The sequence below is a fragment of the Saccharopolyspora sp. NPDC003752 genome (assembly GCF_053605825.1).
The window spans coordinates 1-24,999 of record NZ_JBSGJZ010000023.1; the positions used below are offsets into that span (position 1 = coordinate 1).

Below are 24,999 nucleotides of genomic sequence, written 5' to 3' on the forward strand. Positions count from 1 at the left end.
CTGGCTCAGTTCCAGCAAGGCCAGCTTCGGTCCACGACCATCACCCATACCACACCCTAACAACCTGACAACGAATCAACGACTCAGGACACTAGTTCACTGCGAGCCGTGCGCGTTCCGGGCCGTCCGGGACGCGCACGGGTGCGTTCCGGGGCTTGACACGCGGAACTGGATTTCCCCCGCCAGTCTGCCCGGCCCGGGCAGACTGGTAGCAGGACAAACCCGTGATCGGCGGCTGCGGGTGTTCTGAGATGCTTGCCGCTGCGGCGGCTACGACGGCAGGGAGATCAAGGTGTACCGGGTGTTCGAGGCGCTCGACGAGCTGGTCACGATCGTCGAGGAAGCGCGTGGCGTGCCCATGACGTCGGGGTGCGTGGTGCCCCGCGGCGACGTGCTGGAGCTGCTCGACGACGTGCGGGACGCGATCCCGCAGGAACTCGACGACGCCCAGGACGTGCTCGACCACCGCGACGAGGTGGTGTCCACCGCGGCGGCGCAGGCCGACAAGTCGGTCACCGAAGCCCGCAACGAGGCCGACCGCACGGTCGCCTCGGCGCGCGCCGAGGCGGAGCAGCTGCTCGCCGACGCCCGGGAGCAGGCCGACGAGCTGCTGGCCGAGGCGCGGGCGCAGGCGGAGCAGGCGGTGACCGCGGGCCGCCGCGAGTACGAGGAGTACGTCGGCCGCGCCCAGAGCGAGGCCGACCGCATGGTGCAGGCCGGCCGCGCCGCGTACGAGCAGTCGGTGCACGAGGGCAAGGCGGAGCAGGCCCGGCTGGTGGCCGACACCGAGGTGGTGCAGGCGGCGAACGCCGAGGCCAAGCGCATCGTCGACGACGCGAACGAGGACGGCGAGCGGCTGCGCAGCGAGTGCGACGCGTACGTCGACTCCCGGCTCGCGGACTTCGAGGACCTGCTCAGCCGCACGCTGCGCACGGTCGGCAAGGGCCGCCAGCAGCTGCGCAGCCCGATGGGCGCCCCCTTCGACTACGAGGAGTGGCACGCCGGCAACAACACCGGCGCCAACTGATCTCCGCGCCACCGGGCCCGCGCCGGAAGCGGTCCTCGGTGGTGGAAGGCCCTGGTGTCGCGGCTGGAAGGGTGTCGCGTACCCTGGGAAAGCTGGCTGGGGATGATGCGCAGTTTCTCATCCGCCTATGCCGCACCGCCCTGTCGAATTGACCACCGAAACTTGTGATGTCTCAGAACCATTCAGCGCACGCCGCGCACGTCGGCCCCTGGGTGATCGACACCCGGGAGATCGGCCACCGGGCCGGCAGCAGCCGTGCCTACACGCGCAGTGCCCCGGCGCCGACCGGGTTCGGGCTGGACATGATCAAGGTGCCGGAGGGCGATCCGGTGCAGCTCGACCTGCTGGCCGAGTCTGTGGTGGAGGGCGTGCTGGTGTCCGGCACCGCCGTGGCCACCCTGGCCGGCGAGTGCGTCCGGTGCCTGGACCCGATCTCCGACGAGGTCGAGGTGGAGGTGCGGGAGCTGTTCGCCTACCCGGACAGCGCCACGGACGTCAGCACGGATGACGACGAGGTGGAGCGGGTCGTGCACGACCTGATCGACCTCGAACCGGTGGTGCGGGACGCGATGTTGCTGTCGCTGCCCTCGGCGCCGTTGTGCTCGCCGGACTGCCAGGGGCTGTGCTCCGGGTGCGGCGTGAAGTGGGCCGAACTCGCCCCGGATCACACGCATGAGACCATTGATCCTCGCTGGGCTGCGCTGCAAGAGCGGCTCGGCGGGACCGAGGAGGAGAAGTAGTCGTGGCCGTCCCGAAGCGCAAGATGTCCCGGGCCAACACCCGTCACCGCCGGTCGCAGTGGAAGACCTCGGCGCCGACGCTGGTGCAGTGCTCCAACCGCTCCTGCCGCGAGCAGAAGCTGCCGCACGTCGTCTGCCCGGCCTGCGGCCAGTACGACGGCCGCCAGATCGTCCAGCCCGCCTGATCGGCGGTCGCGCAGTGGGGGGAAAGCAGTCGCGGGTCCGGAAGGTCGATCGGGCTCCGCTGTTGGCAGCGCTCGGCGTCGAACTCGACGCCGAGCTGCTCACCCTTGCCCTCACCCACCGCTCGTACGCATACGAGAACGGTGGCCTGCCGCCCAACGAGCGGCTGGAGTTCCTCGGCGACGCGGTGCTCGGCCTGGTGATCACCGATCACCTGTACACCGAGCACCCGGACCTGCCCGAGGGGCAGCTCGCGAAGCTGCGCGCCAGCGTGGTCAACATGCACGCGCTGGCCGGCGTCGCTCGCGGGCTCGGTGAGGGCGGCCTGGGCGAGTACCTGCTGCTGGGCAGGGGCGAGGAGCTCACGGGGGGCCGGGACAAGGCGAGCATCCTCGCGGACGGCCTGGAAGCCGTGCTCGGCGCGGTGTACCTGGCGGAGGGCATCGACGTCGCCCGCGGCGTCGTCCACCGGCTGTTCGAGCCGCTGCTGGCCGAGGCGCCGCAGCGCGGGGCCGGGCTGGACTGGAAGACGAGCCTGCAGGAGCTGACCGCGTCGACGGGGCTCGGCGTGCCCGAGTACCGGGTCGAGGAGCAGGGTCCGGACCACCGCAAGGAGTTCAGCGCCTACGTGGCGGTCGGCGGGCAGACCTACGGTCGCGGCGATGGCCGCACCAAGAAGGAAGCCGAGCAGAAGGCCGCCGAAGCGGCCTGGCGCCAGCTCTCCGAACAGACCACCGAAGACGCCGAGACCCCTTCCGCTTAGCGGAATCCGGGGCCGCGCGCCGGGGTCCGGCGCGGGTGGTCGAAGATGTTTTCGTGCCCGAGTTGCCTGAGGTCGAGGTCGTCCGGCGCGGTGTCGCCGATCATGCTGTCGGCCGGACGTTGTCCGGCGTCGAGGTCCTGCATCCGCGCGCTGTCCGCCGGCACGTGCCCGGTCCGGATGATTTCGCCGGTCGGCTCGCCGGTCGCTGCCTGAGCGCGGCGCGGCGGCGCGGCAAGTACCTGTGGCTGGAGCTCGGCGACGAGGCCGGTGCACCCGAGTCCGGCGGCGAAGCGCTCGTGGTGCACCTGGGGATGAGCGGTCAGCTGCTCGTGCAGCCCGGCGACGTCCCGGACGAGAAGCACCTGCGGGTGCGGATGAGGTTCTCCGACGGCGGTCCGGAGCTGCGGTTCGTGGACCAGCGCACCTTCGGCGGCCTGCACCTGGCCGATCTGGTCGAGGTGGACGGGATCGCGCTGCCGAAGCCGGTGGCGCACATCGCGCCCGACCCGCTGGAGCAGGTGTTCGACCTCGAAGCGGTGGCCGACCGATTGCGGACGCGGCGCACCGGGATCAAGCGAGCGCTGCTGGACCAGAGCCTGGTGTCCGGCGTCGGCAACATCTACGCCGACGAGGCGCTGTGGCGGGCGAAGCTGCACTGGGCCCGGCCCACGGCGACGCTGACCCGGCCCAAGATCCGCGAGCTTTTCGGCGCCGTCACCGATGTCATGCAGCAGGCGCTGCACGCCGGTGGCACCTCGTTCGATGCCTTGTACGTCAACGTGAACGGCGAATCCGGCTACTTCGACCGGTCGCTGGCGGTGTACGGGCAGGCGGGGCACCCGTGCCCGCGGTGCGGGGCGTCGGTGCGCCGCGACCCGTTCATGAACCGCTCGTCCTACACCTGCCCGGTGTGCCAGCCCAAGCCCCGCAACGCCCACCTCTGACAGGCTCGTCGGGTGGCGTTTTCGCGCGAAAGCGCCGCCCGGCAAGGGCTCACGGCTCCGTTCCCAGGGCGGTGATCACGGCGGTGATCGTGCGCTGCCAGTGGTCTCGTTGGCGGGCGCGCTCGTCCGCGTCGGCCAGCCACTCCTGGTGGAAGCGCAGTTGCGTGCGGTCGTCCTTGCCCATGATCGCGACCTGCACCGTCGTGTCGTGGTCCCAGTCGGCCGGTCGCCAGGTGAGCCGGACCCGGTCGAGTTCGCGGCGGCTGCGGATCTCGCCGGTCGTGCCGTCCGCCGTCCGGTAGGTCGCGCCCTTCTCCAGGGTGGCGCCCGCGCCGAGCCACAGCGCGATGCCCGCCGGGCTGGTGAGGAAGCGCCAGACCGCTTCCGGCGGGTGGGGCACGGTCTTGGAGACCCCGATCTGGAAGCCGGCGTCCTTGGTCTGCCCGATCATGTCCCCGTCCTCGATGTAACCGGTTAAAGCGGAAGAGAAACCGAATATAGTGGTTACATGCGGGTGGGAACAAGGCTGCTGACCGCGGCGACCGGCGAACGGTTCCGGTTCGACGCCGGATGCTTCTGCCTGGAGCTGCTGATCACCGGCGGGCCGGGGCCGTACCAGCGCTACGAGATCCTGCACGAGCCCGCGGATCTGGCGCGCTGGCTGGAAGGCTCGCGGCTGGCCGAGGTCGCGCCGCTGTCCGGCGATGACATCCGCATCCAGCCCGCCGAACTCCGCCGCATCAAGCGGTTCCGGGACACGATGTGGTCGGTCGCGAAGGCCGTGGCGCACGGCGAGCGCCCGTCGAGCGCCGACCTGGAGGTGCTCAACGACAGCGCGGAACCGCCGCCCCGGCCGAGGCTGGACCCGGCGACGGGTGTCCGGCAGTGGGCCTCGCCCGTCACCGGCGGCCAGATCCTCGGCGCCGCGGCCCGCGAGGCCATCGAGCTGCTCGGCGGCGATCGAGTCGAGCGGCTCCGGGAATGCGCGGCGGACGACTGCTCGCTGCTCTTCCTCGACACCTCCCGGCCGGGCTCCCGCCGGTGGTGCTCGATGCAGCGCTGCGGCAACCGCCACAAGGTGAACGCCCACCGGGCCCGCCAGTCCTGACTTCCGCGGGCGGGAGCTTTCCGTCCACAGTGGTCGCTGACGGGTCCTGCGGCGAGCGGTCGTTTCTGGGAAATCTGCGGGAAGTTGCCGGAAGGCCGCTGATCGTTGCCGGAACGGGCCTGGCTGAGCTGCGGAAATGCGATCGGGTCTGGTCGCGGCCGCCGATTCCCAGTGATTTCCCAGCCTGTTTCCACGGCACTCGCACCTCGCCCCGGCTTGATGGACGCCGGAAGCGAGGTGGTGGGAGATGAATGCTGTGCCGCAGCTCGGCGTCGACGCGCATCGCGTGGCTCGCCGGACCGCGACGATCGACGTGGTGATCCCGGTCTTCAACGAGGAACGAACGCTCCCGGGATGTCTGGAGGTGTTGCGCGAGCACCTGTCCGAAGGTTTTCCGTTCTCCTGGACCATCACGGTGGTCGACAACGCGAGCACGGACGGCACGCTGGGCGTCGCCCGCGAGCTGGCCCGTTCGATGGACGGTGTGCGGGTGCTGCACCTGGACCGCAAGGGGCGCGGCCTGGCGCTGCGCACCGCGTGGGGCTACAGCGACGCGGATGTCGTGGTCTACATGGACGTCGACCTGTCGACCGGCCTGGACGCGCTGCTCCCGCTGGTCGCCCCGCTGGTCAACGGGCATTCGGACCTGGCGATCGGTTCCCGGCTGGCGACCGGCGCCCGCACGGTCCGCGGCGGCAAGCGGGAGCTGATCTCGCGCTGCTACAACAAGATGATCCGCTGGACGCACGGTGCCCGGTTCACCGACGCGCAGTGCGGTTTCAAGGCGGCGCGCGCGGATGTGGTGAAGCCGCTGCTGAAGCACGTGAGCGACGATTCCTGGTTCTTCGACACCGAACTCCTGCTGCTGGCCGAGCACAACGGGCTGCGGGTGCACGAGGTGCCGGTGGACTGGGTCGAGGACGTCGACACCCGGGTCAACGTGGTGCGGACCGCCGTCGACGACGTCGCGGGCCTGGTCCGGGTGGCCCGCGCCAAGATCACCGGTGCGGCGAAGGTTCCCGGCCTGCCGCAGCGGCCCGCGCCGCGCGCCGCGCATCCGCAGGCGGTGCTGGCGAAGCGGGAGAACGGCCTGCTGTGGCAGCTGGTTTCGTTCGGCGTGATCGGCCTGGTGTCCACAGTGCTCACCTCGGTCCTGTACGCCCTGCTGCGCTCCTGGTGGCCGCCGCTGCTGGCGAACCTGGCGGCGCTGACCGTCACCACGCTGTGGAACACCGAGGCCAACCGCCGGTTCACCTTCCTCGGCGGGGCGGGCTCGTCCGGCCGCGTGCACCTGCAGGGGCTGGTCGTGTTCGCCCTCTACTACGTCGTCACCTCCGGCGCGCTGCTCGGGTTGCACGCCTGGCAGCCGGATTCGTCGCGGTGGCTGGAAGTTCTCGTGCTCGTGGTGTCTTCGATGATCGGAACCGGGCTGCGGTTCGTGCTGCTGAGGTCGTGGGTCTTCCGGCCCGCGGCACTGCCGGAGGAAGAGGAACAGGGATGATGTCGGTCGATGCGACGAACGCGCAGCGCGCGGCCGCGCCGTGGCAGCGGATCTCGCTGGCCGCGATCTGCGTGCTGTCCGGGGCGCTGTACTGCTGGGGAATCGGCGGGTCCTGGGGGAACTCGTACTACTCGGCGGCCGTGAAGTCGATGTCGCAGAGCTTCGAGAACTTCTTCTTCGGCTCCTTCGACCCGGCCGGCGTGGTCACCGTGGACAAGCCGCCGATGGCCCTGTGGTTGCAGGTGCTTTCGGTGAAGGTGTTCGGGTTCAACCAGTTCGCCGTGCTGTTCCCGCAGGTGGTGGCGGGGGTCGCCGCGGTCTTCCTGCTGCACCGCGCGGTCCGGCGGTGGGCGGGGGAGCACGCCGCGCTGATCGCCGCGCTGGTGCTGGCGCTGACCCCGATCACGGTGGTGATCAACCGGGACAACAACCCGGACACGCTGCTAGTCCTGCTGGTCGTGGCGGCCGCGTACGCGATGACGCGATCCTTCGATTCCCGCAAGGCCACCGGGTGGGTCGCGTTGGCGGCGTTCCTGGTCGGCTGCGGCTTCCTGACGAAGATGTTGCAGGCGTGGATGGTGCTGCCCGCCTTCATCGCGGCCTACCTGGTCGGCAGCCGCGCCGGTTGGGGGCGGCGCTTGCTGGACCTGGGCGTGGCGGCCGCGGTGGTCCTGGTCGGCTCGTTCTGGTGGGTCGTCGCGACCGCGCTGTGGCCGTCGCCGAAGCCGTACATCGGTGGCAGCGAGGACGGTTCCGCCTGGGATCTCGTGTTCGGCTACAACGGCTTCGGGCGGATCTTCGGCGGTGGTGGGGGCTTTCAACCGCCCAGTGGCGGCTTCCAGCCGCCGGGCGGTGGCAGCCAGCCGCCGGACGGTGGTTTCCAGCCCTCGGGCGGTGGCGGTGGTTTCTCCGGCTCGTCGGGCGTGCTGAGGTTGTTCAACGAGCAGCTCGCCGGTCAGATCAGCTGGCTGCTGCCGCTGTGCGCGCTGGTGCTGGTCGCGATGCTGGTCGCCGGGGTGCGGCGGTGGCGCGGCGGCCGGCCGCTGGACCGGGAGCAGGCCGCGGGCTGGGTGCTCTGGGGCGGCTGGCTGGTGGTCATCGGCATCATGTTCAGCTTCGCGCAGGGCATCATGCACCCCTACTACACGACGATGCTCGCGCCCGCGGTCGGCGCGATCGCCGGGGCCGGTGTCGTCCGGTTCTGGCGCTGGTACCGCCAACCGCAGGCCAAGGCGTGGCTGCTGCTTCCGGTCGGCGTCGCGATCACGGTGGCGTGGGCGGTGGCCATCGTCGCGCGCGATCTGAGCTGGCACGCGTGGGCCGGGTTCGCGGCCGCCGGGTTGGGCGTGCTCGCGCTGGTCGTGCTGCTGATCGGGCGGCGCGGCAAGGCGGCGCTGGCCAGGACCGGCCTGGTGCTGGGCTTGGCCGCGGCCCTGGCGGTGCCGACGGCGTGGTCGGCGATCGGCGCGGTCAGCGCTCCGAAGGGCATGGGCGGTACGAACCCGATGGCCGGGCCGGAGACGGGCATGCGCCCACCGGACGCCACGCGGTTCCCGGCTGCGGGCGGCGACGGCGGGCCCCCGGACGGGGGCGGGCAGAACTCGGTCGAGCCGGGTGGCGCCGAGCAAGGGCAGATCTTGTTCGTCGGCGGCGCGGGCGGCGGCGAGTCGCTGAGCGCGGAGCAGCGCAAGATGCTCGACTACGTCCAGGCCGATGCGGGTGATCTCGACGTGCCGCTGGCGGTGGAGGGCGGCTCGATGGGCGCCTCGTCGTACATCATCGAATCGGACGTGACCGTGGTCGGCATGGGCGGGTTCAGCGGCGGCGACGAGGCCCCGTCGGTGGCCCGGCTGACCGAGTGGAAGCGGACCGGTCAGCTCGGCTTCGTCCAGCTCGGCGGCCCGGGTGGCATGCCGCGTCGCGGCGGCACGGGTGATCGGGACGGCATGGGCGACGGCGCACCGGATGGCGCGCAGCCTCCCGGCGGCATGCCGGGCGGCGAGGTCAGGCAGGAACGCGACGAATGGGTGAAGCAGAACTGCACCCCCGTCGACCCGGCCGCCTGGGGAGGCGCGGCGGACACACCGGTGCAGCTCTACCGGTGCAACTGACCCGCGGGTGGGTACTGTTCTGCCTGGTCAGGTGCCGTGAGTGGTTCGGGGCGCTATAGCAACCCGAACCACTCACGGCACCGCACCTGCGGAAACACCGGCCCATCCGGTTCCCAGACTTCTTCCAGGCTTTTCCCAGGGAGGTGGGCGATGCTTGACGGCGTGGCGGATACCAACAGCGCGCGCGTCTTGGTCGTCGACGATGAGCCCAACATCCTGGAGCTGCTAACGGCGGCGCTGCGCCTCAGCGGATTCGACGTGCACGGCGCGAGCACGGGTGCCGACGCGCTGCGGGCCGCCGTGGAGTTCCGGCCGGACATCGTGGTGCTCGACGTGATGCTCCCGGACCGGGACGGGTTCTCGGTCGCCTCCGAGCTGCGCGCCGACGGCAACGCCGTGCCGGTGCTGTTCCTGACCGCCCGGGACGCCGTCGAGGACCGCATCGCCGGGCTGACCGCCGGCGGCGACGACTACGTCACCAAGCCGTTCAGCCTCGACGAGGTGGTGCTGCGGCTTCGCGCGATACTGCGCCGGGTGCAGCCCGCGCAGGCCAACGACTCGCGGCTGCGCTACCACGACCTGGAGCTGGACGAGGAGACCTACGAGGTCCGCCGCGGCGGCAGCCTGGTGAACCTGTCGCCGACCGAGTTCAAGCTGCTGCGATACCTGCTGATCAACGCGGAGAAGGTGGTCAGCAAGGTGCAGATCCTGGACCGGGTGTGGAACTACGAGTTCGGCGGGGACAGCAGGATCGTCGAGTCCTACATCAGCTACCTGCGGCGCAAGGTCGACTCCGCCGAGCCGCCGCTGATCCACACCATCCGCGGCGTCGGCTACGTGCTGCGCCTGCCGCCGGAGCAGCGATGACGGTGCTGCGGACGCTGCGCGGGCGGCTGGTGCTCGTGTTGGTCGGCGCGCTGGTCGTCGGCCTGTTCCTGATGGGGGTGACCAGCACCGCCCTGCTGAGCCGGTCGCTGGTCGAGCGCACCGACGACCGGCTGGCGGCGCTGTCCGAGCCGTGGGAGCACGGGCTGGTCGCGCCGCCGGACCCGCTGCGGCCTCCACCGGGCCCGGCGCTCGAACGCGGCGATCTGCCCACCGAGTTCCGGGTGCTGATGTTCGATCCCGGTGGCGGCCAGGTCGGCGCCGTGATCGGGCAGCCCCAGACCGACCAGGGCGGCCCGGTGCTGCGGGATCCGCAGCACGGCCCGGCGATCAAGACCGTGCCCGACCGGGCAGGTGGCTCGGACTGGCGGGTGCGGACGGTCGGCCTGCCCAACGGGCGGTTCGTGGTGCTCGCGCTGTCGCTGGCGAACGTCGAGGCGACCGTGCGCCAGCTGATCGTCATCGAGCTGGTCGTCGGCGGCGCGGTGCTGCTCGTGCTGGCCGTCGCGGCGGCGCTGACGGTGCGGCTGAGCCTGCGGCCGCTGAACCGGATCGAGCACACCGCCGACGCCATCGCGGCCGGGCAGCTCGACCGGCGCGTGCCCGACCAGGACCCGCGCACCGAGACGGGTCGGCTCGGCGCGGCGCTGAACACGATGCTCGGGCGGTTGGTGGACGCGTTGCAGCAGCGGGAGCACTCCGAGCTCCGGCTGCGGCGGTTCGTCGCGGACGCCGGGCACGAGCTGCGGACGCCGTTGACGTCGATCCGGGGCTTCGCGGAGCTGTACCGGCGCAGTGATCAGCACCGCGAGGAGGACGTGCGGATGATGATGCGGCGCATCGAGTCCGAGGCAGTGCGCATGGGCGGGCTCGTCGACGACCTGCTGCTGCTGGCCCGGCTGGACCGGGAACGCACCATAGACCTGGTCGACGTCGATGTGGTGCCGCTGGTGCAGGACGTCGTGCAGGACGGGCGGGCGCGCGACCCCGAGCGGGAGATCGAGCTGCGGGACGGGGATCGCCCGCTGCGGGTGCTCGCCGACAGTCCCCGGATCCGCCAGGTGCTGACGAACCTGGTGAACAACGCCCTGATGCACACCCCGCCGGGCTCGCCGGTCACCGTCGACGTCGCGCGGGGTTCGGCCGGGGGAGGGGCGATCGCGGCGGCCGGCGCGGAGCTGCCGGCGGGCACCCCGGTGGCGTTGATCTCGGTCACCGACACCGGCCCGGGCATCCCACCTGAGCACGCACCGAGGATCTTCGATCGCTTCTACCGGGTCGACGACGGGCGGCACCGCGACGCCGGCGGAACGGGCCTCGGCCTGGCGATCACGACGGCGATAGCCGAGGCCCACAACGGCAGGGTGGAACTGCACGTCAACCCCGACGGCGGCAGCACCTTCCGCCTCCTCCTGCCCCTGACCTGACGGACACCCGGGACACACCGCCTCGGTAGGTCCCGGGACCGATCGTGCCGTCCCGCATCGCGGAACCCCGGTTCCACTTCCGCAATTTCAATGGAAATCGGACCTTCGATTTCCATTGAAATTGCGTCCCTCCGAGACTCGGTTCCCCCTTTCGGGGGATTCTCGTCAGAGCTTGATCGTCGGGTTGTGGATGTCGAACCACGTCGACAGGTCGAGGGCCCTTTCGAAGGTGTAGCGGGCCATCGGCTCGATCCGCGCCGGGTCCTGCGCCAGCGCTCCGCGCAGCCACCGCTCGTCGAGCAGCGACAGCGCGGGGTCTCCCGCGGCGACGAGGTCCGCCACCTGGCGCTGCAGCACCGCCGCGTACTTCGGGTCCTGTGTGGACGGATACGGGCTCTTCACCCGCTCCACCACCGACTTCGGCAGCACGTCGGCGGTGGCGTGCCGCAGCAGGCTCTTCTCCCGGCCGTCGAAGGTCTTCAGCGACCACGGGGCGTTGAAGACGTACTCCACCAGCCGGTGGTCGCAGAACGGCACCCGCACCTCCAGGCCGACCGCCATGCTCATCCGGTCCTTGCGGTCCAGCAGGACGCGGACGAACCGGGTCAGGTGCAGGTAGCAGATCTCCCGCATCCGGCGCTCGAAGTCGCCCTCCCCGTCGAGCACCGGGACCGAGCCGAGGGCGTCGCGGTAGCTGTCGGCCACGTAGGACTCCAGGTCCAGCGCCGCCGCCACGTCGGGGCTGAGGATCTCCGCCCGATCGGTGGAGTGCGTGCGCACCGCGGCGATCCACGGGAAGGTCTCGGCCTGCCGCACCTGCGGGTCGTGGAACCACTTGTAGCCGCCGAAGACCTCGTCCGCGGACTCGCCGGACAGCGCCACGGTCGAGTGCCCGCGGATCGCCTTGAACAGCAGGTAGAGCGACTGGTCGAGGTCGCCCATCCCCAGCGGGAGGTCCCGGGCCTGCACGGTGGCGCGGCGCACGGCGGGATCGGCGAGCGCGTCGGGGTCCAGGACGATGTCCTGGTGCAGCGACCCGACGTGCTCGGCGACGTCGTGGACGTACGGCGTGTCGGGCGTGCCACGCATCTCGTCGGGCACGAAGTTCTCGGCCTGGCCGAGGAAATCGACCGCGAAGCTGCGGACCTGCTCGCCGCTGCGCGCCAGTTGGCGGCCGGCCAGTGCGGTGATGGCGCTGGAGTCCAGGCCGCCGGAGAGCAGCACGCAGCGCGGCACGTCGGAGATCAGCTGCCGCGCGACGATGTCGTCGAGCAGCTCGCGGACGTGCGCGACGGAGGCCTGCTGGCCGTCGTCGTGCGCCGCGGCCCGCAGCCGCCAGTAGGTGTGCTCGCGCAGGCCCTTGCGGTCGACGGTGACGACGGTGCCCGGCTCCACCTCGCGCATGCCGGACCACATCGCCTGCCGCGGCGTCTTGACCATCGTGAACATCTCGCGCAGCCCGCCGGCGTCGACGACCTTCTCGGCCAGCGGGTTGGCCAGGATCGCCTTCGGCTCGGAACCGAAGAGCACGCCTTGCTCGGTCGGGTAGTAGTACAGCGGCTTGATGCCCATCCGGTCGCGGATCAGCAGCAGCTGCTCGCTGCGGGTGTCCCAGACGGCGAAGGCGAACATCCCGTTCAGGTGTTCGGCGACCTGCGGGCCCCACTCCAGGTAGCCGTGCAGCACGACCTCGGTGTCGCTGTCGGTGTCGAAGCGGTGGCCGCGGCGCCGCAGTTCGTCGCGCAGCTCGGTGAAGTTGTAGGCCTCGCCGCTGTAGACGATCGCGACCTCGCCGTCGGGCGTCGCGGCCTCCATCGGCTGCGCCCCGCCGGGCAGGTCGATGATGGCCAGCCGCCGGTGGCCGAGGGCGGCGTGCGGGCGCACCCAGGTGCCGCCGGCGTCCGGGCCGCGGCAGGTCATGGTGGCGCACATGGCGTCGATGGCGGGTTGTTCGCCGGTCAGGTCGCGCTGGAAGTCGATCCAGCCGGAGATGCCGCACATTTCGGGTTCTCCTCCGTGTCGGTTTGACCTCGCGGTGGTCCGCGGGGCCCGGGTTCCGGGAGGTCCGCGCCACACGCGCTTTCATTAGCCAGGTTAACGAGATCGTTGCATCGACGAAACCAACTCACGGAGTGAAGTCGAACACTCACAAAGCGTGCGGATCAGTGAAACCGCCCGAAAACCGGCGCCGTCAGTTCACCCGATCGGGCGCATCAAGAACGCATCAATGCGTTCGGGGCGCGCGTCAAGGAGCCGTCATGGGCCTTGGCCGCGCCCGCCGCGGGGATTTCGCTGGACATAGGCGGTCACCACGAGCCGGTGGCCCGATTTCGAGTGAAGGAGTGCGCAGCGGTGGCTGATCTCGCCTACGCCGTGCTGCTGATCGGCGGGTTCCTCGTCCTGGCGTTGACCCTCCGCGGTTTGGAGCGCTTGTGAGCACCTTGCTAGCCAACGTCGCCGGAGGCGTGTTGGCGCTGCTGTTGATCGGTTACCTGTTCGTCGCGCTTATCCGGCCGGAGAAGTTCTGATGAGTTCCCCCGTGGTCGGCCTGGTCCAGGCCGGCCTCCTGATCCTGGCCATCGGAGTGGTCTACCGGCCCCTCGGTGACTACCTGGCCCGCGTCTACACCAGCGAGAAGCACTGGCGCGTCGAGAAGGCGGTGTACCGCCTGGTGCGCATCGACGGCGACGCCCAGCAGCGCTGGACCACCTACGCCGCCGGCGTCCTCGGCTTCTCGGTCATGTCCGTCGCGCTGCTCTACCTGATGCAGCGGTTGCAGCCGCTGCTGCCGCTGAGCTTCGGCCGCGGCGCGGTCGACCCCGCGACGGCGTTCAACACCGCGGTCAGCTTCGTGACCAACACGAACTGGCAGTCCTACGTGCCGGAGAAGGTGCTCGGGCACACCGTGCAGATGGCCGGGCTGACCGTGCAGAACTTCGTCTCGGCAGCCGTCGGCATGGCGGTCGCGATCGCGCTGGTGCGCGGCTTCACATCCGCCGGAACCGGCCGCATCGGCAACATCTGGGTGGACATCACCCGCGGCTGCACCCGCGTGCTGCTGCCGATCGCGGTCGTTGCGGCGGTGCTGCTGGTCGCGCTCGGCGGGGCGATGAGCCTCGCCTCCGGCATCCACGTCATCGGCCTGGACGGCCAGGAGCACATCATCGCCACCGCGCCGATCGCCAGCCAGGAGGTCATCAAGGAGCTCGGCACCAACGGCGGCGGCGTGCTCAACGCCAACTCGGCGCACCCGTTCTCCAACCCCGGCGGCATCAGCAACCTGCTGGAGATCTTCCTGATCCTGGTCATCCCGCTGGCCCTGACCCGCACCTTCGGCACCATGGTCGGCGACCGCCGCCAGGGCCGGGTGCTGCTGACGGTGATGGTCGCGATCATGGCCGTGATGACCGCGGTCGTCTGGTGGGCCGAAAGCCACCCCACCGGCCCGGCGACGCTGGCCGCCGGCGGTGCCCTGGAGGGCAAGGAAACCCGCTTCGGGCTGTTCCTGTCCGGCCTGTTCGCGGTCGCCACGACCGGCACCTCCACCGGCGCCGTCAACGCGATGCACGACAGCTTCACCGGGCTCGGCGGCCTGGTGCCGCTGCTGAACATGCTGCTCGGCGAGGTCGCGCCCGGCGGCGTCGGCGCGGGGTTGTACGGCATCCTGGTGCTGGCCGTGATCGCGGTGTTCCTGGCCGGGCTGATGGTCGGCCGCACGCCGGAGTACCTGGGCAAGAAGCTCGGGCGGCGGGAGGTCACCGCGGCCGCACTGTCGATCCTCGTGATGCCCACGATGGTGCTGCTCGGGGCCGGCACCGCGCTCGCGCTGCCGTCCACTGAGGACGCCCTGAACAACACCGGCGCACACGGCCTGTCGGAGGTCCTCTACGCCTTCGCCTCGGCGGGCAACAACAACGGCAGCGCCTTCGCCGGGCTGACCGTGACCAGCGACTTCTTCCAGGTCGCGCTCGGCATCGCGATGCTCTTCGGCCGGTTCGTGCCCATCCTCGCGGTGCTGATGCTGGCCGGCGCGGTGGCCCAGCAGCAGCGCGTTCCCGCCACCGCGGGCACGCTGCCCACCACCGGCCCGCTGTTCGCCGGGCTGCTCGGCGGCACCGTCATCCTCGTCGCGGCGCTGACCTTCCTGCCCGCGCTCGCCCTCGGACCGATCGCGGAGGCCCTCGCATGACCACCACCCTGGAGAAACCCCAGGAATCGCAGCGGGAAACCGGTCCGCGGAAGATGACCGCGGGCGCGTTCAGCCCGCGCCAGCTGTGGACGTCGCTGCCGGAAGCGCTGCGCAAGCTGAACCCGAAGCACCAGCTGGCCAACCCGGTCATGTTCGTGGTGTGGGCCGGCTCGGTGCTGACCACCGTGCTCGCCGTGGCCGATCCGAACGTTTTCAGCATCTCGGTGGCCGCCTGGCTGTGGTTCACCGTGCTGTTCGCCAACCTCGCCGAAGCCGTCGCCGAAGGCCGCGGCCGCGCGCAGGCGGAATCGTTGCGGCGCACCAAGACCGAGGCGGTCGCGCGGCGGCTGGTCGACGGCGTCGAAGAGCAGGTGCCGGGCACGGCGCTGCGCATCGGCGACCGGGTCGTGGTCGAGGCCGGCGAGGTCATCCCCGGCGACGGCGATGTCGTCGAGGGCATCGCGACCGTCGACGAATCGGCGATCACCGGTGAATCCGCCCCGGTGATCCGGGAATCCGGCGGCGACCGCTCGGCGGTCACGGCCGGCACGACGGTGCTCTCCGACCGGATCGTCGTGGAGATCACCACCAAGCCGGGCGAAACTTTCGTCGACCGGATGATCGCGCTGGTCGAAGGCGCGCAGCGGCAGAAGACGCCGAACGAGATCGCGCTGACGATCCTGCTGTCCACGCTGACGATCATCTTCCTGCTCGCGGTGGTCGCCCTGCAGCCGATGGCCGGCTACTCCGGCTCGCTGCTGTCGGTGATCACCCTGACCGCGCTGCTGGTGTGCCTGATCCCGACGACGATCGGCGCGCTGCTGTCGGCGATCGGCATCGCGGGCATGGACCGGCTGGTGCAGCGCAACGTGCTCGCCAAGTCCGGCCGCGCCGTGGAGGCCGCGGGCGACGTGGACACGCTGCTGCTGGACAAGACCGGCACGATCACCTTCGGCAACCGGCGCTGCACCGAGCTGCTGCCCGTCGGCGGCGCCGCGCTCGGCGAGCTGGCCGAGGTCGCGCGGCTGTCCAGCCTCGCCGACCAGACCCCGGAGGGCACCAGCATCGTGGCGTACTGCGCCGAGCAGCACGGGCTGCCCACGCGGCCGCGCGGTTCGGAGCTGCAAGCCGAAGAGGTCGCCTTCACCGCGCAGACCCGGATGAGCGGCATCGACATCGACGGCCGGGAGATCCGCAAGGGCGCCACCAGCGCGGTGCGCGCCTGGGCCGGCGGCATCTCGTCCGAAGTGGAGGGACTCACCGAGGAGATCGCCTCGCAGGGCGGCACGCCGCTGGTGGTGGCCGAGCGAAGTGGCGGCGAAACCCGCGTGGTCGGCGTGATCCGGCTGTCCGATGTGGTCAAGCCCGGCATGAAGGAGCGGTTCGCCGAGCTGCGCGCGATGGGCATCCGCACCGTGATGGTCACCGGCGACAACGAGCTCACCGCCAAGGCCATCGCCGCCGAGGCCGGCGTCGACGACTACCTCGCCGAGGCCAAGCCCGAGGACAAGATGGCCCTGATCAAGGCCGAGCAGGAAGGCGGTCGCCTGGTCGCGATGACCGGCGACGGCACCAACGACGCGCCCGCGCTCGCGCAGGCCGACGTCGGCGTGGCGATGAACACCGGCACGGCGGCGGCCAAAGAGGCCGGCAACATGGTCGACCTCGACTCCGACCCGACGAAGCTGATCGAGATCGTCGAGATCGGCAAGCAGCTGCTCATCACCCGCGGCGCGCTGACCACCTTCAGCATCGCCAACGACCTGGCCAAGTACTTCGCGATCCTGCCCGCGATGTTCGTGGCGATCTACCCGCAGCTGGACGCGCTGAACATCATGCGGCTGGCCACCCCGACGTCGGCGATCCTGTCGGCCGTCGTCTTCAACGCGCTGGTCATCATCGCGCTGATCCCGCTGGCGCTGCGCGGGGTCCGCTACCGGCCGACCACGGCGAGCGCGCTGCTGCGGCGCAACCTGCTGGTCTACGGGCTCGGCGGCATCGTCACGCCGTTCCTCGGGATCTGGCTGATCGACCTGGTCATCCGCTTCATCCCGGGCATCGGCTGAGGCACGACTCCCGTTGGGTGGACCGCAGTTTCAATTGAAACTGCGGTCCACCACCCCCCGAAACCGGCAGTTTCAATTGAAACTGCAGACCCGGATCATGACTGAACCGAAGAGGCACTGATGAAAAGCACACTGCTGCGGCAGGCGTTCGCGGGGTTGCGGCTGTTGCTGGTGGCGACCGTCGTGCTCGGCGTGGCGTATCCGCTGGCGATCTGGGGGATCAGCCGGATCCCCGGCCTGCAGGCCAACGCCGAGGGCTCGCAGATCGTGGTGGACGGCAGGGTCGTCGGCTCGTCGCTGATCGGCATCGACCCGGTCCCGGCCGACCCGGCCAACGACCCGTACTTCCACACCCGCCCCGCGGCGTCCGCCGAGGGCGCGCTCGGTCCGGGCGACCCGGCGAGCACCGGCGGCTCCAACCACGGCGGAGCCAGCGAGGACCTTCTCGCCGCCGTGCAGGAGCGGCGCGACGCCATCGCCGCCCGCGAGGGCGTGCGGCCCGAGCAGGTGCCGACGGACGCCGTCACGGCGTCGGGCAGCGGCGTCGACCCGGACATCAGCCCGGCCTACGCGGAGCTGCAGGCGGCCCGGGTGGCTCGCGTCACCGGCATCCCGCTGGAGGAGGTCCGGCGCCTGATCGCCGAGAGCACCAGCGGTGGGATCGTCGCCGAGCGCGTGGTGAACGTGACGACCCTCAACGTCGCCGTCCACCGGGCGAGGTGATGCCGACGGGGTAAGTTGCCTGGTCAGGGCCCGTGCGTACTTTTGGTTGCCATAGCGGCACAAAGTGCGCACGGGCCGGAGGCGGTACTCGGTGAAGGCAACCGCTAATAACAGCGGTTCGTAGGAGAATGGAAGCGTGGCGGACAAGGGGCGAAGGCGCGGCGAGCTGCGGATCTACCTCGGTGCGGCGCCCGGGGTCGGCAAGACGTACGCGATGCTCAACGAGGCGCGGCGGCGCACGGAGCGCGGCACCGACGTGGTCGTCGGTTTCGTGGAGGACCACGGCCGCGCCAAGACCGCCGCGCTGCTCGACGGCCTGGAGGTCCTGCCGCGGCGGCGGGTCAGCCACCGCGGCGTCGAACTCACCGAGATGGACCTCGACGCGCTGCTGGCCCGGAAGCCGGAGGTCGCCATCGTCGACGAGCTCGCGCACACCAACGTTCCCGGCTCCCGCAACGAGAAGCGCTGGCAGGACATCGACGAACTCCTCGACGCCGGGATCAACGTGCTGTCCACGGTCAACGTGCAGCACCTGGAGAGCCTCAACGACGTGGTGGAGACGATCACCGGCGTCCGGCAGCAGGAAACCGTGCCGGACGAGGTGGTGCGCCGCGCCGAGCAGATCGAACTCGCCGACATCACCCCGGAAGCGCTGCGCCGCCGCATGGCGCACGGCAACGTCTACGCGGCGGACCGGGTGGATGCCGCGCTGGGCAACTACTTCCGCACCGGCAACCTGACGGCGCTGCGCGAGCTCGCGCTGCTGTGGCTGGCCGACCAGGTCGACGTGGCGCTGCGCCGCTACCGCGCGGAGAAGAAGATCACCGACACCTGGGAGGCCCGCGAACGCGTCGTGGTCGCCGTCACCGGTGGCCGCGAGAGCGAGACGCTGATCCGCAGGGCACGCCGGATCGCGGCTCGCGCGGGCGCGGAACTCCAGGTGGTGCACGTGCTGCGCGGCGACGGGCTCGCCGGGGCGTCGCCGACCGGCATCGCCCGCGCCCGCAAGCTCGCCGACGCCGTGGGTGCCAGCTTCCACAGCGTCGTCGGCGACGACGTGCCGGAGGCGCTGCTGGAATTCGCCCGGGCGGCCGACGCCACGCAGCTGGTGATCGGCACCTCGCGGCGGTCCCGCTGGGCGCGGCTGTTCGACGAGGGCATCGGCGCCGCCACGGTGCAGAAGTCCGGGCCGATCGACGTGCACATGGTCACCCACGCCGAGGCCGGCGGGCGGCGATTCCTCCGGAAGATCACCAGGAATCCGCTTTCGTCGGCCCGCCAGCTGTGGGGCTGGGTGCTGTCGGTGCTGGTGCCCAGCGCGGTCACCGCGGTGGCCTACTTCTTCGGCGATGTCGCGCTGTCCACGGACGTCGTCGGCTACTTCCTGGCCACCGTCATCGTCGCGCTGGTCGGCGGGATGGCCCCGGCGATAGTCGCCGCACTGCTCTCCGGCGGGCTGCTGAACTTCTTCCTGACGCCGCCGCTGTACACGCTGACCGTGTCCGAGCCGCAGAACCTGGTGACGCTGGTAGCCATGATGATCGTCGGCATGCTGGTGGCGATCATGGTCGACCGGGCCGCGCGGCTGGCGGAGCAGGCCACCAACGCCCGCACCGAAGCCGCGCTGCTCACGTCCTACGCCCGCACCGTGCTCACCCACCCCGATCCGCTGGCGCGGCTGCTGGAGAAGGTGGTGGAGAACTTCGGCCTCACCTCGGCGGCGCTGCTGGAACGCACCAAGGACGGCTGGCACGTGGCGGCCTCCACCGGAGCGCCGACCTGCACCAAACCCGAGCAGTCCGATGTGGACATCGAGGTCAACCCGGACGTCCACCTGGTGCTCAAGCGTCCCGGCAACAGGCCGCTGCCGGCCGCGGAGCGCACCGTCCTGGAAGGCGCGGCCGGGCAGGCGCTGGTCGCGCTGCGCCAGCAGCGGATGGCCGCGGAAGCGCAGGAAGCCCAGCGGCGAGCGGACGCCACCCAGCTGCGCACCGCGCTGCTGTCGGCGGTCGGCCACGACCTGCGCACCCCGCTGGCGTCCATCAAGGCCTCGGTGAGCAGCCTCCGCGCCGCCGACCTGCAGCTGTCCGAAGAGGACACCGCCGATCTGCTCGCCGGCGTCGAGGAATCCTCGGACCGGCTGACCGAGCTGGTGGACAACCTGCTGGATTCCTCCCGGCTGGCGACCGGCGCGATCGCGCCGAGGCTTCGCCCGGTGAGCTACGACGAGGTCGTCGCGGGCGCGCTGGCCGGGCTGGACGGGCGGCAGCACATCGACGTCGACATCGACGAGAGCCTGCCTCCGGTGCTCGCCGACGTCGGGCTGCTGGAGCGCGTGGTGGCCAACGTGGTGCAGAACGCGCTGAAGTACGGGCGAACGAACGGCGACCGGATCAGGGTTCGGGCGAGCGAGCACGCGGCGCGTGTCGAGCTGCGCGTGGTCGACCACGGGCCGGGGCTGCCCGAAGACGCGGCCGAGTCCGCGTTCGCGCCGTTCGAGCGGCTGGGCGAGCACGGCGAGCGCGGCGACACCGGGGTGGCCGGGGTCGGCCTCGGCCTGAGCGTGGCGCAGGGTTTCATGACGGCGATGCACGGCACGATCCAAGCCGAGGACACCCCCGGCGGCGGGTTGACGATCGTGCTCTCACTCCCGGTGGTCGCCGCTGACGGACAGGGGAAACGATGACGAGGGTCCTGGTTGTCGACGACGAGCCGCAGCTGCTGCGCGCCTTGCGGATCAACCTGACCGCGCGCGGCTACGAGGTGCTGACGGCCACGGACGGGTCGTCCGCGCTGCGCGCGGCCATCGACGGCAAACCCGATGTGGTGATCCTCGACCTCGGCCTGCCGGACATGGACGGCAACGAGGTGATCGCGGGGCTGCGCGGCTGGACGACGGTGCCGATCATCGTGCTGTCCGCGCGCACGGACTCCACGGACAAGGTGCACGCCCTGGACGCCGGGGCGGACGACTACGTGACGAAACCGTTCGGCATGGACGAGCTGCTGGCGCGCCTGCGCGCGGCGGTCCGGCGCGCCAGCACCAGCGAGGCGGCCGACGAACCGGTGGTGGAGACCGCGACGTTCACGGTGGACCTGTCGGCGAAGAAGGTGCTGCGCGAAGGCATCGAGGTGCACCTGACGCCGACCGAGTGGGGCATGCTGGAGGTCCTGGCCCGGAACCGGGGCCGCCTGGTGGGCCAGAAGCAGCTCCTCAAGGAGGTCTGGGGACCCCAGTACGCGAACGAAACCCACTACCTCCGCGTCTACCTCGCCCAACTCCGCCGGAAGCTGGAACTGGACCCCAGCCACCCCCGCCACCTGATCACCGAAGCGGGCATGGGCTACCGCTTCGAACCGTGACCTCCGGACCTCAGGCGCGGAACCGAGCCTGAGGTCCGATCACCAACCTCGCTCGATGGAGCTAGGCGCCGACGGTCTGGCTGTGGTACTTCATCTGCTCGTCGGAGCGGACGACCTTGTTGGAGTCGTGCATCGACGGCGCGAGCAGGTCCACGGTCTCGACGACGCCCCGCCCAGGAACTTCGATCACGCCCCGATCTCCGGGGAAGTACCGGGGATCGAGGGCGTTCGGGGACCAGACGTCGTAGCGGCACCCCTGGGTGAGCAGCATGATCCAGTTCGGTTCCAGGTGGTTGAGCCGAACCATGAACAGCGCGTAGAACAGGTTCGCGCTCTTCTCCGTGTAGGTGTTGGCGCCCACTGTCACCCACACCTGCACGTCGTCGCCGATCACCTGCCAGGTCACCCGCGCGTCCAGCGCGCCTGGCTCGCCGGTCTCGGGATGCTTGGCCCACACCCGGACCAACCGGGACACCGGAGCTCCCCCCTGCGGTGTCGGTTGCATGTTTCCTCCTCTTGGACGTTCGGTTGGTCAGAGCCTGCTGCGAAGCAGGTTTTCCCGTTCGACGAGCCGCGATAGCTCGCTGCGGATCTCAGCCGCCCTCGCGGGCGGTGGCCCCTCGTCCAGGGCTTGGGAGAGCTTTTCCTTGACCCCTTCGATGGACCGCAGTTCTTGCAGAAGATCGGCCTCGGTGCGAGGTAGCGGCTCGGATGGCGGTTCTGGGCGTGGTGGCGCCTCCGGTTCGTGCGGATGGGGATCCGGCGCGTCGTGCGGATCGGGCCGGTGGCCGTCGTCCATCCAGCTGTCGGGCATGTCGTCGTCCCAGTCCGGCCTCGGGCGGCCCGGCGTGTCCGTGCCGGGGCTGTACGACGGTTCCGGCGGTGGTTCGGGCGGGCTGCCCTGCGGGCCGAAGGGCTTGTCGTGTTCCGGGACGTGGTTGTCGTACGGGTTCGACGGGGCCTCTGGGAAGGGGCGGTCCGTGGGCAGCGAGTCGTAGTCGCCCCACGGCAGCGGGTTGTCGGGCGCTTCCGGGGCGTGCCGGGCGGCGTCGCCGAGGCGGTCCGCCGTTCTGGCCACGTCGGTGGCTTTGCCCAGGTCACCGAGGCCTTCACCGATCTTGCCTGCGATCTTGGTGGCCCTGGTGGCCACGCCGGCGCCGCCGAAGGCCGAGGCGACCGCGTCCGGGGCCATCGAGCCGAGGGCCTTCGCCGGGTTCTGCCTCCAGCCGTCCACGTCGACGACCGTTTTGACCGCCTGGTAGGGGTTTTCGACCACGGACATGATCGTGGTCGAGGCGGCCTTGTCGAACGCGGCCTTGCCTTCGGGGTCGATGCCCCACATGCCGGGCTGGCTGTAGAGGAAGGCCTCCCCGAGGCCCCAGAGGCCCGTGCCCACGCCCACGACGCCCTCGACGGCGCCCGCGCCGAAGTCGTAGAGCAGATCCCCCGCTCCTTGGAAACCGTCGACGAGGTTCGCGCCGATCTGCGCGAGCTTGCTCGGCTTCGCCGGCGCGGCCTGGACCGCTTCCAGGACGATCCGGGTGGCCCGCTCGTCCGCCGCCTGCACGGCAGCCTTGGCCGCGGCGATCTGGGCCTCGGCCCGGGCCCGAACCTCGGCGTTGGGATCGGCGAACGCGCTCGGCGCGACGTCCGAACTCCCGGATTCGTACGCCTTGACCGCCGCGTTGTGCTGCTTCGCCGCGGCCAGGGACGCCTCGTTCGCGCGGTCGAGTTCCTCCTTGGCGCGCGCGGCCTTCTCCTTCTCCTCGGCGAGGACCTTCTGGTAGTCGAGAACGGCCTTGCCCGCGTCGCCGAACGCGTCGGCCGCCGCCAACCACTCCGCCGGGGCCTTGTCGAGGTAGCTCTCCCGGAAGGCGTCGCCCGCCTGGCCGGTCCAGCCGCCGGAGTCGATCGACTTGATGCCCTGACCGGCGCGGTCGAACGCGCCGCCGAGCTTGGTCAGGTGTTCGCCGACTTCGGCGACCGTAGCCGGATTGCCCGGGATGACGTCCTGTGCGACCACCCCGGCCATCTGGCCGAGCTTGTGCAGCTCGTGCCCGGCCTCCGCGACGTCCTGATCGAAGGTGGTGCTGTTGCTGACCATCAGCCCTCTCGCAACGTCTCGACGAGCTTCTGCTGCGCCTCGGCATCCATCTGCTGGTAGGCGGCGCGCGCCTCGCCGAGCGCGTCCACGGCGGCGTTGCCGTCTTCGACCAGGTACCGGATGCCGAATTCCCAGGCGTCGCCGAAAGCCAGCAGCGCGGCGCCGAGCGAGCCGGGCCCGATGTGCGGGGCCGAGTCCAGCATCTTCTCGCGCACGCCCATGCCCTGCGCCCCAGCGGTTGCGAATCCCCACCCGGCCATCTCGCCGAGCTCGGCCACGGCGTCCCGGATGCCCGATTCGGCGCTCTCCAGGGCGCCCACGTTGACGGTGAAACCGTTGTGCGCCATCACCTTCCGCTTTCAGTCAGTGCGAATTCGTCGGGCACGAGCCCGCGAACCGGCGCGAGCGCGGTGCCGTGCTCGCTGCCAGGATCGAGGACCAGTCCGGTGCCCCTGGGCAGCGCGGGAAGGCACTGGTCGATGAGCTCGGCGCCGGTCAGCTCGCCGTAGCGCACGGTGTCGGCGCCGCGGCCGGCGGCGCGGTAGAACTCGGCCATCCGGCTCAGCGAGGTGAACACCCCGAGCCAGGACAGCTCGCCGTCGCGCCCGGTCGGCAGCGCGAACCCACCGTCCTCATCGGACACCGCCACGTAGACCGTGGTGCCGCGCAGGGCGGCGGCGAGCTGCGCGATGGTCGCCTGGCCGGTGCGGAACAGGCGCAGGCCGTCGAGCAACTCGGCGGCGGGCTCCGGCTCATCGAAGATCGAACCGGTCAGCCGAAGTGCGCCCTGGCTGGGAAAACCCGTGCCAGGACGGCATTGTGCAAGCGTCATGGAGCCACGCCTCCCCAACGTGGATCATGGAATCAACGGGGCGGAACAGTACCCAAGCGAGCAGGTGCCGATTGCCCATTTGATCATTACGTACCGTGTCGAGAAGATCACGGTCCGGGTTGCTCCGTCCGGCGGTAAGCGGCCCGTGCGTACTTTGTGTCGCTATGGCAGCACAAAGTACGCACGGGCGGTGATGCGCCTGGTCAGCGGGCCGCGAGGTCGGCCTCGACCTGGGCGATGGCCTCGTCGAAGGCGCGCCGGAACGCCGCTACCTCCCACGGGTGCAGGCGGAAGGACTCGGTGTCGTCCGGCCCGCACACCTCCAACTCGCCCGCCCCGACGCCGATCGAGCACACCGCGAGCTCCCCGCGCGAATCCCGGCACCGCAACAACCACTCCCGCTGCGGCCGCGACTTGAACTACGAGCCCCTGGTTGTTCCTGGTTTGCTGCAAACGCCGGAGTACACGAGGGCGATCATCGACGCGACCGGCCAGTTGAGTCCTCGGGAAGTTGATTCGCTGGTATCTGCGCGGATGGCTCGGCAAGGCCTCCTCGACAAGGAGGAGCCGGTTCGCCTGCACGCGATCATCGAAGAGACCGCCCTGACCCGTCCGGTCGGTCGGTCGCTCGAGCGACAGCTTCGGCATCTTCAAGCCCTCATGGGGTGATCGCCGCATGCCATCATGCAGACATGAGTCCTCGTGGCCTATCTGCTGCAGTCTGGCGCAAGTCGAGCCGCAGTACTGCAAGTTCGAACTGCGTGGAAGTCGCATTTGTCAGGGAAGCGTGGCAGAAGTCCAGTCGCAGCGTTTCCGGTTCCAACTGCGTGGAAGTTGCCTTCGTTGGGGACGCGTGGCGGAAGTCCAGCCGTAGCTCTACGACCGCCAACTGCGTCGAGATCGCTCGGCAGGACGCTGTCGTCGGGGTTCGGGACTCGAAGGATCCAGGTGGCGGTGTGCTGGTCTTTTCCGCCGCTCGGTGGGCCGACTTCGTCGATGGGCTCATGCGGGTCCGCGCATAGGCCCGTTGGGT

General features: G+C 70.6%; 25 protein-coding genes. 18 read left to right on the forward strand and 7 right to left on the reverse strand.

Annotation, left to right across the window (positions count from 1 at the left end):
* Positions 1–292: 292 nt before the first annotated feature.
* The 5 genes from ACWEV3_RS26595 (at position 293) to mutM (ending at position 3,657) form a co-directional block, all read left to right on the forward strand.
* Positions 293–1,027, forward strand: coding sequence for a DivIVA domain-containing protein (locus ACWEV3_RS26595; RefSeq protein ID WP_452616505.1), 735 nt, complete (start codon positions 293–295; stop codon positions 1,025–1,027).
* A 167-nt stretch (positions 1,028–1,194) separates the two neighbouring features.
* Positions 1,195–1,767, forward strand: a complete 573-nt coding sequence (locus tag ACWEV3_RS26600) for a YceD family protein (protein WP_452616506.1) — start codon at positions 1,195–1,197, stop codon at positions 1,765–1,767.
* A gap of 2 nt (positions 1,768–1,769) precedes the next feature.
* Positions 1,770–1,952 carry a 50S ribosomal protein L32 gene (gene rpmF, locus ACWEV3_RS26605; RefSeq protein ID WP_093262685.1) on the forward strand — a complete coding sequence of 61 codons (183 nt, stop codon included), beginning with the start codon at positions 1,770–1,772 and terminating at the stop codon, positions 1,950–1,952.
* 14 nt (positions 1,953–1,966) lie between these two features.
* Complete coding sequence (gene rnc, locus ACWEV3_RS26610) at positions 1,967–2,713, forward strand: ribonuclease III (RefSeq protein ID WP_452616507.1); 747 nt, start codon at positions 1,967–1,969, stop codon at positions 2,711–2,713.
* Positions 2,714–2,766: 53 nt separating this feature from the next.
* A complete protein-coding gene (gene mutM, locus ACWEV3_RS26615; protein ID WP_452616508.1) occupies positions 2,767–3,657 on the forward strand; it encodes a bifunctional DNA-formamidopyrimidine glycosylase/DNA-(apurinic or apyrimidinic site) lyase in 891 nt (296 codons plus the stop codon).
* Positions 3,658–3,706: 49 nt separating this feature from the next.
* Here the strand turns inward: mutM and ACWEV3_RS26620 are convergent, their stop codons facing one another.
* On the reverse strand, positions 3,707–4,108 hold the full coding sequence (locus ACWEV3_RS26620) for an SRPBCC family protein (protein WP_452616509.1): 402 nt from the start codon (positions 4,106–4,108) through the stop codon (positions 3,707–3,709).
* 57 nt (positions 4,109–4,165) lie between these two features.
* On the opposite strand from ACWEV3_RS26620, the gene ACWEV3_RS26625 reads away from it, so the two are divergent.
* From ACWEV3_RS26625 to ACWEV3_RS26645, 5 genes are all read left to right on the forward strand, one after another.
* Positions 4,166–4,765: a CGNR zinc finger domain-containing protein gene (locus ACWEV3_RS26625; RefSeq protein WP_452616510.1), complete on the forward strand. Its 600-nt coding sequence runs from the start codon at positions 4,166–4,168 to the stop codon at positions 4,763–4,765.
* 247 nt (positions 4,766–5,012) lie between these two features.
* Complete coding sequence (locus tag ACWEV3_RS26630) at positions 5,013–6,266, forward strand: glycosyltransferase (protein ID WP_452616511.1); 1,254 nt, start codon at positions 5,013–5,015, stop codon at positions 6,264–6,266.
* Complete coding sequence (locus ACWEV3_RS26635) at positions 6,263–8,377, forward strand: ArnT family glycosyltransferase (protein ID WP_452616512.1); 2,115 nt, start codon at positions 6,263–6,265, stop codon at positions 8,375–8,377. Before ACWEV3_RS26630 ends, ACWEV3_RS26635 begins: the two co-directional genes overlap by 4 nt.
* Positions 8,378–8,527: 150 nt before the next feature.
* Positions 8,528–9,244 carry a response regulator transcription factor gene (locus ACWEV3_RS26640; RefSeq protein ID WP_452616513.1) on the forward strand — a complete coding sequence of 239 codons (717 nt, stop codon included), beginning with the start codon at positions 8,528–8,530 and terminating at the stop codon, positions 9,242–9,244.
* Positions 9,241–10,689: a sensor histidine kinase gene (locus ACWEV3_RS26645; protein ID WP_452616514.1), complete on the forward strand. Its 1,449-nt coding sequence runs from the start codon at positions 9,241–9,243 to the stop codon at positions 10,687–10,689. The genes ACWEV3_RS26640 and ACWEV3_RS26645 overlap by 4 nt, the downstream gene beginning before the upstream one ends.
* Before the next feature lie 165 nt (positions 10,690–10,854).
* Here the strand turns inward: ACWEV3_RS26645 and asnB are convergent, their stop codons facing one another.
* A complete protein-coding gene (gene asnB, locus ACWEV3_RS26650; RefSeq protein WP_452616515.1) occupies positions 10,855–12,690 on the reverse strand; it encodes an asparagine synthase (glutamine-hydrolyzing) in 1,836 nt (611 codons plus the stop codon).
* A gap of 431 nt (positions 12,691–13,121) precedes the next feature.
* Between asnB and kdpF the strand changes: the two genes are divergently transcribed.
* The 6 genes from kdpF to ACWEV3_RS26680 all read left to right on the forward strand — a co-directional run bounded on the left by kdpF (position 13,122) and on the right by ACWEV3_RS26680 (position 21,030).
* A complete protein-coding gene (gene kdpF, locus ACWEV3_RS26655; protein WP_093262700.1) occupies positions 13,122–13,217 on the forward strand; it encodes a K(+)-transporting ATPase subunit F in 96 nt (31 codons plus the stop codon).
* On the forward strand, positions 13,217–14,878 hold the full coding sequence (kdpA, locus tag ACWEV3_RS26660) for a potassium-transporting ATPase subunit KdpA (RefSeq protein WP_452616516.1): 1,662 nt from the start codon (positions 13,217–13,219) through the stop codon (positions 14,876–14,878). The genes kdpF and kdpA overlap by 1 nt, the downstream gene beginning before the upstream one ends.
* The gene (gene kdpB / locus ACWEV3_RS26665) at positions 14,875–16,944 is read left to right on the forward strand and encodes a potassium-transporting ATPase subunit KdpB (protein ID WP_452616517.1); all 2,070 of its coding nucleotides are present in this window, start codon (positions 14,875–14,877) and stop codon (positions 16,942–16,944) included. Before kdpA ends, kdpB begins: the two co-directional genes overlap by 4 nt.
* A 120-nt stretch (positions 16,945–17,064) precedes the next feature.
* On the forward strand, positions 17,065–17,667 hold the full coding sequence (locus ACWEV3_RS26670; RefSeq protein WP_452616518.1) for a potassium-transporting ATPase subunit C: 603 nt from the start codon (positions 17,065–17,067) through the stop codon (positions 17,665–17,667).
* 136 nt (positions 17,668–17,803) lie between these two features.
* Complete coding sequence (locus tag ACWEV3_RS26675; protein WP_452616519.1) at positions 17,804–20,353, forward strand: DUF4118 domain-containing protein; 2,550 nt, start codon at positions 17,804–17,806, stop codon at positions 20,351–20,353.
* Positions 20,350–21,030 carry a response regulator gene (locus ACWEV3_RS26680; protein ID WP_358575767.1) on the forward strand — a complete coding sequence of 227 codons (681 nt, stop codon included), beginning with the start codon at positions 20,350–20,352 and terminating at the stop codon, positions 21,028–21,030. The genes ACWEV3_RS26675 and ACWEV3_RS26680 overlap by 4 nt, the downstream gene beginning before the upstream one ends.
* A 61-nt stretch (positions 21,031–21,091) precedes the next feature.
* Here ACWEV3_RS26680 and ACWEV3_RS26685 read toward each other — a convergent pair whose 3' ends face one another.
* The 5 genes from ACWEV3_RS26685 to ACWEV3_RS26705 all read right to left on the reverse strand — a co-directional run bounded on the left by ACWEV3_RS26685 (position 21,092) and on the right by ACWEV3_RS26705 (position 24,355).
* The gene (locus ACWEV3_RS26685) at positions 21,092–21,505 is read right to left on the reverse strand and encodes a hypothetical protein (RefSeq protein ID WP_452616520.1); all 414 of its coding nucleotides are present in this window, start codon (positions 21,503–21,505) and stop codon (positions 21,092–21,094) included.
* A 57-nt stretch (positions 21,506–21,562) separates the two neighbouring features.
* Positions 21,563–23,134 (reverse strand): putative T7SS-secreted protein, encoded by a 1,572-nt coding sequence (locus ACWEV3_RS26690; RefSeq protein WP_452616521.1) that lies wholly within the window; start codon positions 23,132–23,134, stop codon positions 21,563–21,565.
* Complete coding sequence (locus tag ACWEV3_RS26695; protein ID WP_452616522.1) at positions 23,134–23,481, reverse strand: hypothetical protein; 348 nt, start codon at positions 23,479–23,481, stop codon at positions 23,134–23,136. Before ACWEV3_RS26695 ends, ACWEV3_RS26690 begins: the two co-directional genes overlap by 1 nt.
* A complete protein-coding gene (locus ACWEV3_RS26700) occupies positions 23,481–23,966 on the reverse strand; it encodes an SseB family protein (protein WP_452616523.1) in 486 nt (161 codons plus the stop codon). Before ACWEV3_RS26700 ends, ACWEV3_RS26695 begins: the two co-directional genes overlap by 1 nt.
* Before the next feature lie 203 nt (positions 23,967–24,169).
* Positions 24,170–24,355 (reverse strand): hypothetical protein, encoded by a 186-nt coding sequence (locus tag ACWEV3_RS26705; RefSeq protein ID WP_452616524.1) that lies wholly within the window; start codon positions 24,353–24,355, stop codon positions 24,170–24,172.
* Positions 24,356–24,380: 25 nt separating this feature from the next.
* Between ACWEV3_RS26705 and ACWEV3_RS26710 the strand changes: the two genes are divergently transcribed.
* Together ACWEV3_RS26710 and ACWEV3_RS26715 are read left to right on the forward strand one after the other, a co-directional pair.
* Positions 24,381–24,635 (forward strand): Scr1 family TA system antitoxin-like transcriptional regulator, encoded by a 255-nt coding sequence (locus ACWEV3_RS26710; protein ID WP_452616525.1) that lies wholly within the window; start codon positions 24,381–24,383, stop codon positions 24,633–24,635.
* Positions 24,636–24,658: 23 nt separating this feature from the next.
* Positions 24,659–24,988 (forward strand): DUF397 domain-containing protein, encoded by a 330-nt coding sequence (locus tag ACWEV3_RS26715; protein ID WP_452616526.1) that lies wholly within the window; start codon positions 24,659–24,661, stop codon positions 24,986–24,988.
* Positions 24,989–24,999: the final 11 nt, after the last annotated feature.